This is a genomic window from Mesorhizobium sp. M7A.F.Ca.US.002.01.1.1, assembly GCF_004022955.1.
Taxonomy (GTDB): domain Bacteria; phylum Pseudomonadota; class Alphaproteobacteria; order Rhizobiales; family Rhizobiaceae; genus Mesorhizobium; species Mesorhizobium ciceri.
In genome coordinates, this window is record NZ_RZQE01000204.1 from 1 (window position 1) to 10,038 (window position 10,038).

Annotated in this window: 9 protein-coding genes and 2 tRNA genes; 6 read left to right on the top strand and 5 right to left on the bottom strand. The window is 62.4% G+C overall.

Features of this window, described 5'->3' with window-relative positions; translation table 11 throughout:
• Positions 1-90: 90 nt before the first annotated feature.
• Complete coding sequence (locus tag EN932_RS19650; protein WP_127368769.1) at positions 91-1,113, bottom strand: aldo/keto reductase; 1,023 nt, start codon at positions 1,111-1,113, stop codon at positions 91-93.
• Positions 1,114-1,290: 177 nt separating this feature from the next.
• Here EN932_RS19650 and EN932_RS19655 point away from each other — a divergent pair, with 177 nt between their 5' ends.
• Positions 1,291-1,857, top strand: coding sequence for an SIS domain-containing protein (locus EN932_RS19655; RefSeq protein WP_127385498.1), 567 nt, complete (start codon positions 1,291-1,293; stop codon positions 1,855-1,857).
• Positions 1,858-1,860: 3 nt separating this feature from the next.
• On the top strand, positions 1,861-2,604 hold the full coding sequence (locus EN932_RS19660; RefSeq protein WP_063167792.1) for a creatininase family protein: 744 nt from the start codon (positions 1,861-1,863) through the stop codon (positions 2,602-2,604).
• Between the two features lie 50 nt (positions 2,605-2,654).
• Here the strand turns inward: EN932_RS19660 and EN932_RS19665 are convergent, their stop codons facing one another.
• The 3 genes from EN932_RS19665 to EN932_RS19675 all read right to left on the bottom strand — a co-directional run bounded on the left by EN932_RS19665 (position 2,655) and on the right by EN932_RS19675 (position 6,473).
• Positions 2,655-3,572, bottom strand: coding sequence for a carbohydrate ABC transporter permease (locus EN932_RS19665; protein WP_013532185.1), 918 nt, complete (start codon positions 3,570-3,572; stop codon positions 2,655-2,657).
• Positions 3,573-3,598: 26 nt separating this feature from the next.
• Entirely contained in the window at positions 3,599-4,720 is a 1,122-nt protein-coding gene (locus tag EN932_RS19670; protein WP_127369901.1) for a sugar ABC transporter permease, read from the bottom strand.
• Between the two features lie 88 nt (positions 4,721-4,808).
• The gene (locus EN932_RS19675; RefSeq protein ID WP_013532183.1) at positions 4,809-6,473 is read right to left on the bottom strand and encodes a sugar ABC transporter substrate-binding protein; all 1,665 of its coding nucleotides are present in this window, start codon (positions 6,471-6,473) and stop codon (positions 4,809-4,811) included.
• Between the two features lie 290 nt (positions 6,474-6,763).
• Here EN932_RS19675 and ugpC point away from each other — a divergent pair, with 290 nt between their 5' ends.
• The 3 genes from ugpC to rbsK are packed head-to-tail and all read left to right on the top strand — an operon-like array spanning position 6,764 to position 9,230.
• The gene (gene ugpC / locus EN932_RS19680; protein WP_127385500.1) at positions 6,764-7,822 is read left to right on the top strand and encodes a sn-glycerol-3-phosphate ABC transporter ATP-binding protein UgpC; all 1,059 of its coding nucleotides are present in this window, start codon (positions 6,764-6,766) and stop codon (positions 7,820-7,822) included.
• 21 nt (positions 7,823-7,843) lie between these two features.
• Positions 7,844-8,296, top strand: coding sequence for an RbsD/FucU family protein (locus EN932_RS19685; RefSeq protein ID WP_064995418.1), 453 nt, complete (start codon positions 7,844-7,846; stop codon positions 8,294-8,296).
• Positions 8,297-8,300: 4 nt separating this feature from the next.
• Complete coding sequence (rbsK, locus tag EN932_RS19690; protein WP_063171949.1) at positions 8,301-9,230, top strand: ribokinase; 930 nt, start codon at positions 8,301-8,303, stop codon at positions 9,228-9,230.
• Positions 9,231-9,375: 145 nt separating this feature from the next.
• On the opposite strand, the gene EN932_RS19695 is transcribed toward rbsK, so the two are convergent.
• Positions 9,376-9,452: transfer RNA gene (locus EN932_RS19695), tRNA-Asp, on the bottom strand.
• Between the two features lie 216 nt (positions 9,453-9,668).
• On the opposite strand from EN932_RS19695, the gene EN932_RS19700 reads away from it, so the two are divergent.
• A tRNA-Val gene (locus tag EN932_RS19700) sits at positions 9,669-9,744 on the top strand.
• Positions 9,745-10,038: the final 294 nt, after the last annotated feature.

Below are 10,038 nucleotides of genomic sequence, written 5' to 3' on the forward strand. Positions count from 1 at the left end.
TTGGTGCCCTACGCCGGTTCATGCGACCAGAAAAGCCGGGCTTGCCCGGCTTTTCATTTTGGTGCCCGACGCTGACGCGACGCGGCCGGCTTATGCGGTCGGCGCATCAGTGCGCATAAGACCTTCCTCCTTGAGGTCCGCCCAAAGTGCTGCGGGCAGTTTCGCATCGAGCAGCGAGCGATTGCTCTCGACTTCGCTCGGCCGTTGGCCACCGGGGATCACCGAAACGACTGAAGGATGCAGCAGCGGGAATTGCAGGGCGGCCTCGATCAGCCTGACACCATGACGCTTGCAGACGTTCTCGATCCCGGCGACCCGGTCGAGTATGTCCTTCGGCGCTTCGGAGTAGTTGTAGTAGGATCCGGGCTTCGGCCCTGTTGCGAGGATGCCGGAGTTGTAGGGTCCGCCGAGAACGATGCCGATGCCGCGTGCCTGGCAGAGCGGCAGGAAGGACGTCAGCGCCTCCTGTTCCAAGAGCGTATAGCGCCCCGCCAGCAGGAACAGGTCGAAGTCGCCGCGCTCAGCCAGCGTCTGCGCGACCTGCCACTCATTGATGCCGCCGCCGAACGCCTTGATCACGCCCTGGTCGCGCAGCGACAGCAGGCCGTAATAGCCCGAGCGCATGAACTCCTCGATGCGCCGGTCGGAGGCTTCCTTGCTGCCATGCGTGAAGATGTCGACATCGTGCACGAAGAGGATGTCGATCCGGTCGACGCCGAGGCGCTCAAGCGAGGCTTCGAACGAGCGCATGACACCGTCATAGCTGTAGTCGTACACCTCGCGGCGTGATGGCGTGTCGAAGAACTTGCCGATGCCGGTGCGCTCTTCGGGCGGGCAGGCACGCATGATGCGGCCGACCTTGCTCGACAGCACATAGTCGTCGCGCTTCTTGCCGCGCAGGAACGGGTTGAGCCGCGTTTCCGAGAGGCCGAGCCCATAGAGCGGCGCGGTGTCGTAGTAGCGGCAGCCGGTCGCCCAGGCGGCCTCCAGCGTGGCGTTGGCGTCCTCGTCGGAGACGGCACGGTAGAGATTGCCGAGCGGCGCCGCGCCGAAGCCGAGCTCGGTGAAACTGATGCCGCCATTGCCGATGCGGTCGAAATGCCGTGTCTTCATATCCTGCCGTTTGCCTCGCTTGATTTGTCTGACATGACACTATCACGCCTGTGATCAGGCAAAAGCATAGCTGCGCGTTGGACACGCATTTTCACGGTTGCTAGCATAACGAAATCAAGCTGTTCGTGGCAGCAAGAGCGGCAAATACCAGGGTGATTTTTCAATGGCGGGTTTGCGGTGAGCGACAAGAGCAAAAGCCTGTTCGAGACCTCACTTGAGGAGCTGGGTGGCGTGCTGGCACGCATCGACGAAAGCCGGATCAACGCCGCCTGCAAAACGCTGGCCGGCGCGCGACAGATCGTCGTCTATGGCTGCGGCCGCGAGGCCTTGCAGTTCAAGGGTTTTGCCATGCGGCTCTACCATTTGGGCCTGCCGGTTTCCGTGGTCGGCGACATGAACACGCCGCCGCTGGGGCAGGGCGATGTCTTCCTGGTCAGTTCCGGGCCGGGAGAAACCTCGACCGTGCTGACCCTGATGCAGGTCGCGCGCCAAGCAGGTGCAACCAATCTCCTGCTGACCGCCCAGGCCGAAGGCAGCGCGGCAAGGCTTGCCGACTTCACGCTGCTCATTCCCGCGCAGACCATGGCCAACGATCAGGGGGCGCAAAAAACATCGGTCCTGCCGATGGGCTCGGTGTTCGAAGGCGCGCTGTTCCTGCTGTTTGAGGTGATGGTGCTGAAGCTTAGGGAATTGACCGGCGCGTCGCCCGAAGCCATGCGCGCCCGCCACACCAACATGGAATAGATCATGCGCTATGAACTGATGCTGCCACACCAGATCCGCAGGGCGATCGCCGAGAATTGGCCGGTCGCTCTGCCGCTCGGCGTGCTGGAATACCATGGCGAGCACATGGCCGTCGGCATGGACACGCTGGCCGTCATCAAGACGCTGGAGCTGTTCGAAAAGGAGAAGGACGTCGTCATCCTGCCGCCCTTCTACTACGGTGCGGCAAGCTATGCGGTGGCGCCGCCGGAAGGCAGCGGCTCGGTGCAGGTCGGCGGCAATGCGCTGGCGCCGTTCGGCGAGGAACTGTTCTACAGCCTGCTGCGCATCGGCTTCCGCAACATCCACGCCATTATCCACCACCAGACCGAGAACTTTGTCGCCGGCATGCCGACCGATCTGGCGTTCAAGGCCGCCGGCCGACAGGCGATCTTCCGCTTCCTCGAAAAGGAGCGCGGCGAGGGCTGGTGGGGGTCGCAGGCGATGGCGGACTATTATTCAGGACACGCGGCGGGTGAAAATTTCTTCAACTGGGTGCAGGTGCATCCGCTGATGTCGGCTGACATGAACGGCAAGTACCCGTTCGACCATGCCGGCATTGGCGAGACCTCGCTGATGCTGGCGCTATGCCCGGAGGCTGTCGATGCCAATCACTTCGCCGACAATACCGGCTGGTACACGGCGAGCGCCAAGGATGCTTCGGCAGAGCTCGGGCAGAAGGGCGTCGCCATGATCATGGACCACCTGCGGGCAATATTGGGACGCTAGCGCGCGGCTTCCCTTCTCCCACAAGGGGGAGAAGGTAAGAGGGCGCCATGCTACTTCACCGCGCCCGCGGTCATGCCCATGATCAGATAGCGCTCCAACGCGATGCCAATGACGGCGAGCGGCGCGATGGCCGCCGTCGCTAGTGCCGCCATCGACCACCAGTTGATGCCTTGCGAGCCGGTCTGGCTCGCCACCATGACCGGAATTGTCTTGGCGTCGGTCGAGGTCAAAAGGGCGGCGAAGAAATACTCGTTCCAGCACAGCACCATCGCCAGGATGAAGGCGGCGACCATGCCCGGCAGCGCGATCGGCATGACGATGCGGAAGAACGCGCCCCAGATCGACAGCCCGTCGACCAAGGCTGCTTCCTCGAGCTCGACCGGGATCGAGTTGAACTGGTCGCGCATGATCCAGATGACGATCGGCAGCACCATCAGCGTGTAGAGCAGGATCAGCCCGATGCGCGTGTCGAGCAGGCCGACCTCGCGGTAGAGCACCAGGAAGGGCAGCGCCAGCACCACCGGCGGCAGGATCAGCTGCGACAGGAAGAAAAACGAGATGTCCTCGTTCTTGAACCAGGCGAAATGGTAGCGATAGCGGGTGAGCCCGTAGGCGGCGAGGCTGCCGATGATGATGGCGAGGCTCGACGCGCCGACCGAGGTGATCACCGAATTCATAAAGCGCTTGAGGAACTCCTCGCGCACGGTCGAGGTCTGGAAGATCGAGTCCGGCGACAGGCCGAGCGAACGCCAGCCCTTCCAGTCCGGCTGGAAGTCGACGAAGGGGATGAGATGGCCTTGCGTGACGTCGACTGCGGTCTTGAACGAGGTCGTGATCGTCCAATAGATCGGGAACAGGCAGATGAACGCCCAGAAGGCCAGCGCGCCATAGATGAAGACGCGGCTGGCGAGGAAGCTCGCCGGCGAGCGGATCTCCGAGGCGACATATTCGGTGGTCTGAACGCTCATCGGGCTCAATTCACCCCCATCTTGCTTTAATTGACATTGCGGACAAAACGGTTGGCAAATTTCAACAACCACGTGACGAACACGACGATGATCACCAGATAGGCCATCGCCAGCATGGTTCCGTAGCCGACATTCGAGCGGTCGCGGTATTCGCGGTAGATGAAGCTCGACACGGAATCGGTGGCGCCGCCGGGGCCGCCGGACGTCACGGTGATGATGATGTCGGCAAGCTTCAGCTTGAAGATGATGCGCAGGACCACCGCCGTCACCGACACCGGCAGCATCAGCGGGAAGGTGACCTGCCAGAAGGTCTGCCACGCATTGGCGCCGTCGACGCGTGCGGCTTCGAGCACCTCGCGCGACATCGCCTGCAGCCCGGCCAGCAGCATGATCATCATGAACGGAATGAAGGTCCAGGCATCCAGTATCATGATCGATATGCGCGCGATGATCGGATCGGAGAAGAAGGCGGGATTTTCCCAACCGAGATGGCGCGCCAGCGTTGCGGCCGGTCCGAACCTGTATTCCATCAGCGATTTGCCGATCATCCACGACACCGCGACCGGCGACAGCATCAGCGGCATCAGGAAGACGACGCGGAAGAATTTTCGCGCCCGGATCTGGGCATTGAGGAGCAGCGCCAAGCCGAAGGCAATGACATATTCGACCGCCACCGCCAGCACGTAGAGCACCATGTTGAACAGCGCGTTGCGGTAGTAGGGATCGCCCAGCATCTGCCAGAAATTGTCGAGCCCGTTGAACCGGCGGCCGCTGAAGGAACTGAGGTTCCAGTCGGTGAGCGCGATGTAGAAACCGAACAGCGTCGGGAAGATCACCATGGCGATGGTGAACAGCAGCGCCGGCAGCAGGAACAGGGCACGCTGGCCGTCTTCGCCGCGCGTCAGCACCTGGCCGACACCGATCGCCACGCCCCACAGAACATAGGCATAGACGACGGGGCGCCAGGTCTCGAAGCCGATCGTATCGGGGCTACCCTTGTAGAGGATCTCCAGCACGATCGTCGCCAGCAGGCCAAGCGTCGCAGCGGCCATCAGCGCCCAGCCAAGGCGTTTACGGCCTGGAGAGATCAGATCGGAAGTGCCGGCATCTGCCGGCCACGGGTTCGCGGTCGATGTCTGGTCAGCCACAAATCTCGCCCGTTTGAAGGCTCTCGAGGAGCCGGAGCCTGTCTAAAGTGGTCCGGCGTTGCCGCCGGACCACGGTTCATAGGCCAGCCTACATGCCGAGCGAAGCTTTGTAGAGCTTGATCTGGTTGTCGCGGCCGATCTGGTCGGTCAGCTTCTCCCATGCCGCCGCGATGGCGTCGGCGCCTTCCTGCGCCTTCATCTTGCCCGCGAAAGTGTTGGCCAGGATGTCCTCGGCGGCGCTGTAGTACTGGAAGATGCCGGGGATGCGTGGCTCGATCGCCGCGTTCGGATGGTTGTAGCTGTCGGATTCCGATTTGAGGTAGGAGGTGATGAAGGCCTCGTCGTAGCCGGCCGCCACCCATTCGGGAATGTCGAAATGCGAGTTGCGGTAAGGCTGGAAGCCCGACGGATACATCGCCGTCCAGATCGACAGGTCCTTGCCGCCGAGATGGGCTGCAGCGGACCATGCCGCCTTCTTCTTCTTTTCGTCGGCATCGACGCGGGCCATGACATAGACGCCCCAACCGAGATAGGCGCAGTTGGGCGCATAGTTCGGGCCGCTGGCGAGCTTGTCCCAGGCGCCGGTCTTCGCATTGTAGACATCGTCCGAGCCCGGCAGGATCGAGAAGCCGGTGACGTCGCCGACGACGGAAGAGTCGTTGGTCTTGACGTTGGAGCCGACGTCGCCCCACCAGGTGACCATCGAGCCGGTGCCGGCCAGGAACTGCTGGAAGGCGGTCGTGTTCGGATCGGCGTTGATCTGGTCGGCGGGTTCGGAGGGCAGCGCGTCGATGACGTCCTGGATTGCGCGCACCCAGGCCGGATTGTTGACGCGCGGCTTCATCGTGTCGGCGTCGAACAGCCAGGCCTTGTCGTCGGGGTGCTTGGCATAGGCGGTGGCGCGGCTGCCAAGGAAATAGAAGCCGAAGCCGCCCCAGGGCTTCGGCGCGTCGAGATAGCCATAGACGTCCTGGTCCTTGAGCTTCTTGCCCTTCAGGAACTTGGTCACCGCCTGAACCTGCTGCCAGGTCTTCGGCACGCCCCATTCACCTTCGCCGCCGCCGTCCTTCCAGGCCTTGGCGAGGTCGGCATCGGCGAACACGTCGGTGCGGTAGTTGAAGTTGTGCGCGTCGCCGTCGACGGTCACGCGGTATTGCTTGCCGTCCCAGGTGCCGACCGGCGGCTTCAGATAGCTGACCAGATCGTCGAAATCGATCTGGGTCTTGACCCAGTCGGGCATTTCCGACGTCAGGCCCTTGCCGCAGACATCGCCTTCGAACGGCGCGCCCATTTCGATGATGTCGAAGTCGACGGTCCCGGTCGCGATCGACTGCTGCAGGCGGGCGTTGTAGTCGGCCTGCGCCAGGTCGATCCAGTTGATCTTGGCGCCGGTATAGGTCTCCCATGGCTTCAGGAAGCCGCGGAACAGCACATTGTGCAGGTTCTGGTTGTTGAGACCCATGAAGGTCAGCTCGACGCCGGCGAATTCGCCTTCCTTGACATTGGCCTTGGTGGCTTCGAGGCAGAGTTCACCGACCTTCTGGAAATCGGCGTCCGTCGGCTGGCCTTTGCCGACGCCGGGGATCTGCAGGATTTTTGTGCGCAATTCGCTTGCCGCGGAGGCCGGGCGCGTCAAGGCGCCAAGTCCGGCGCCGGATGCGGCTGCGATCGCGGCCATGCTTGCCGCACCCTTCAATATGTCGCGCCTTGTGGCGCCGGCTCGAACCAGTTTGTCGTAAAGACCCGTTCTCATCGCCTATTCCTCCCAGAACATCAGTGTGAATAAATCGGCCAACTGTCGGACGCCGGAGCGCCACCGATGCTCCCGTTTCGGAAACGAATTAGGCAGGACCCCACCCTGCGTCGATTGAGGTTCCGATTGCGGATCGGGCACCGACATTTTTGACCAGCGCCTGCCACTATTCTCACAACCCAACGCCGTGTCAACGAGAGCTGGTTTTTATCTATAAGGGACCGACTTGCCCTGGCAGGTCGCGTTGGTTAGCTTCTGCGCCTACGGCTAATGGAGCCGATGGGGGAGACATGGCGCAAGTCGCGATCAGCAAGGTGGCCAAGGCCTTTGGAACGGTCAAGGTTCTGCACGAAGTCAGCGTCGATATATCGGACGGACAGTTCGTGGTGCTGGTTGGCCCCTCGGGTTGCGGCAAGTCCACGCTGCTCAGGATGGTGGCCGGGCTGGAGACCGTCTCCGCCGGCACGATCGCCATCGGCGACCGCGTCGTCAATCATCTGCCGCCGGCCAAGCGCGACATCGCCATGGTGTTCCAGAACTATGCGCTCTATCCGCATAAGACGGTCGAGCAGAACATGGCCTTCGCGCTCAAGCTCAGGAAAACCGATCCGGCCGTGGTCGCCGAGCGGGTCAAGCGCGCCGCCGACATCCTCGACCTCAATCCCTATCTGAAGCGCTATCCCCGCCAGCTTTCCGGCGGCCAGCGCCAGCGCGTGGCCATGGGCCGCGCCATCGTGCGCAATCCGCAGGTGTTCCTGTTCGACGAGCCGCTGTCCAATCTCGACGCCAAGCTGCGCGTGCAGATGCGCACCGAGATCAAGGAACTGCACCAGAGGCTGAAGACCACCACCATCTACGTCACCCACGACCAGATCGAAGCCATGACCATGGCCGACAAGATCGTCGTCATGCGCGACGGCCGCATCGAGCAGGTCGGCGCGCCGCTGGAACTGTTCGACCGCCCGGCCAACCTGTTTGTCGCCGGCTTCATCGGCTCGCCTTCGATGAACCTGCTCAAGGGCACCATGCGCAAGGGCGACAAGCCAGGGGTCGACATCGCAGGCACGCTGTTCCCGATCGGATCGGGCAATGCCGCGCAGGACGGTCAAGCGGTCGTCTATGGCGTCCGACCGGAGCACCTCGAGATCCATCCCGACGGGGTGCCGGCGAAGATTTCGGTGGTCGAGCCGACCGGCTCGGAAACGCTGGTGTTCCTGCGCTTCGGCGAAGGCGAGATGGTGGCGCTGTTTCGCGAGCGCCACGACTTCAAGCCGGGCGATACGCTGAAGCTGAAGCCAAGGCTCGACCAGATCCATCTTTTCGACGCAGAGACCGGCAAGCGTCTCTGATCTCAACTCACGAGGAATACCATGCTCAAAGGCATCAACCCGCTGCTCAATGCCGACGTGCTGCAGGCATTGCGGGCAATGGGGCATGGCGATGATCTGATCATCGCCGACACCAATTTTCCGTCCGATTCGGTGGCGCGCCAGACGGCGCTCGGCCGCGTGCTGCGCATCGATGCCTCGGCCGCGCAAGTGGTCAAGGCGGTGCTGTCGCTCTACCCGCTCGACACCTTCGTCGACGATTCGGCCGCGCGCATGGAAATCGTCGGCAAGCCGGACGAGATTCCTGAAGTGCAGAAGGAAGTGCAGAAGGAAGTCGATAAGGCCGAGGGCAAGTCGTGGCCGATGATCGCGGTCGAGCGCTACGCCTTCTACGAGCGCGCCAAACAAGCCTATTGTGTCATCCAGACCGGCGAACGCCGCTTCTATGGCTGCTTCGCCTTCCGCAAGGGCGTCGTGCCGCCGGATGCGGAGTAGCGGCATGGCTTCGGGCAAGCCGGTCGTCATATTGGGTGTGTTCGTCGCCGACACCGCCTACAGGGCGCAGCGGCAGCCGCGCATGGGCGAAACGATCCTCGGCACATCCTTCGCGCTGGGTCCCGGCGGCAAGGGCTCGAACCAGGCGGTGGCCGCCGGCAAGCTCGGCGCCGACGTCACCTTCCTCACCCGCCTCGGCGTCGATCCCTTCGCCGACATGGCCAGGCAGACCTGGGCGCAGGCGGGCGTCAAGGATGCCGTCATCGATACGCCGGAAAGCTACACCGGCGCGGCCTACATCTTCGTCGAGGAGACGACCGGCAACAACGCCATCATCGTCAGCCCCGGTGCTGCCATGCTGATCTCTCCAGCCGATATCGAAGCCAATGCCGCATTGATCAGCAATGCCGGTGTCTTTGTCACGCAGCTCGAACAGCCGATCGAAGCAGCCATGCGGGCGTTGGAGATCGCGCGTGGGGCAGGGGTGACGACGATCCTCAACCCAGCCCCTGCGGCAAAGCTTCCCGACCGCATCTACACGCTCTGCGACTACCTCACGCCCAACGAGACCGAGACGGAGGAACTGACCGGGATGAAGGTGTCCTCGGTCGACGAGGCGCGAGCCGCCGCCGACAGTCTGCTCAAAAAGGGGGTCGGCACAGTCATCGTCACGCTCGGCGACAAGGGCGCGCTTTTGCACTCGAAAGATCGCTCCGACCACGTTCCAGCCGTCAGCGCCGGCCCGGTGGTCGAAACCACGGGGGCAGGCGATGCTTTCAATGGCGGGCTTGCCGCTGCACTTTCGAGGGGCGTGGAGCCGCTGCAGGCGGTGCGCTTCGCTTGCGCCGTCGCCGGAATCTCGGTGACCCGGCCAGGGACTGCGCCATCCATGCCGACGCTGCAGGAGGTCGAGGCGCTGCTGGCGAGAGGATGATCTTGCGCGGCAAGACGTCTGCATGGGCCGAACGGACCTGAGTGACCTCAGGTCTCTTGGACCTCAGGTCTCTTGCAAGACAACATTTTTGACAATCAATGTCGACATTTCTCCAAAGCCAAGGGCTTGATACCCTTGAGAGAAATGGCGCGAGTGACGGGGCTCGAACCCGCGACCTCCGGCGTGACAGGCCGGCACTCTAACCAACTGAGCTACACCCGCGCATGGCGAACACGTGTCAGCCGTGTTCGTCGTTGGGGCGCTGGATAAGGGGTTCGCCACCGGGTGTCAAGCGCACCAAACCATCATAACAGCAAACAGGAGAAGGTTTTTTGACAGCCGGCGTTTTGTTGGCAAAACCGGCATCCAACCAGGGCGTCCTGCGCTCATTTGGCCTTGCGAAGCGGACCCTGACCGCTTAAAGGTCCGGCCCGGAGCGGGCGATTAGCTCAGTTGGTAGAGCGCTTCGTTTACACCGAAGATGTCGGCGGTTCGAGTCCGTCATCGCCCACCACTTTGATTTGAATGTCAAATTCTCGCATGTTAACCCCGATGCGATCTCCGAATTTCGGGTCGGTAGCTACAGAGTAGCAACAGAGCTCGACACTTCTTACGTGCGATTCTTCCCGCAAATGGGGTACTACCGCTGGGCGCGAGAATTTTTTGCGTCATTGCCTACATGGCTATTGTAGTGCCTCAATGCGCCTCCTAGATTTAAGGTAAGAAGAAGAAAACTGGCCAAGTTAGCCAGTGCCTTCAGAGGACGACCTTGGCTTCGCCTTGGTCTGGGAGTTGGCCCTCCCTATCG